General features: G+C 72.1%; 1 protein-coding gene. It reads left to right on the top strand.

The window, feature by feature from the left end:
* The first annotated feature begins 255 nt into the window (after positions 1-255).
* Positions 256-471, top strand: coding sequence for a hypothetical protein (locus tag E6J58_14405; protein ID TMB36397.1), 216 nt, complete (start codon positions 256-258; stop codon positions 469-471).
* The last annotated feature ends 10 nt before the right edge of the window (positions 472-481 follow it).

Below are 481 nucleotides of genomic sequence, written 5' to 3'. Positions count from 1 at the left end.
TTGCTGTGCGGGCCCTCCTACGCCCGCGTGGCCGGGTCCGTCAAGGCGGCTGTCCCATTCTGCGACCCCCTCTCGTCCTGGAACGCCTGGGTCAGGCCGCTCGCAGAGGGGACGGCGCTGGCACGGCGCGTGCTCTCCCGGCTGGCATGGCCGCAGTGGAGCGGCCGGCGGGAGGAGCGGATGGAGAACCAGGCGGGCGTGGCGCCGATGCAAGCGGTCGGCCCTGCCGAGAGCGGCGCGTGGAAGAAACCGTGGATCGCCTACAACATCATCGACAAGCCGGGGCTGCGGAGCCGGATCTGGAGCCGCGTGGGCATGGCCTGGCTGAATCGAGACGGGTCGATCAACGTGGTGCTGGACTCGCTGCCGCTCGGCGGCCGGATCCAGCTCCGCGAGGACGACCGCGATCGCCGGGCCGAATCGCGGCCCGGGGGCGCGCTCTCCGTCGCTGCGCAGGACGGACAGGAATAGGGCGCGTGCA

The sequence above is a fragment of the Deltaproteobacteria bacterium genome (assembly GCA_005879535.1).
Lineage (GTDB): Bacteria > Myxococcota > Myxococcia > Myxococcales > 40CM-4-68-19 > 40CM-4-68-19.
Note: the sequence above shows the minus strand (reverse complement) of the source record. Positions and strands in the feature narration are given on the sequence as shown.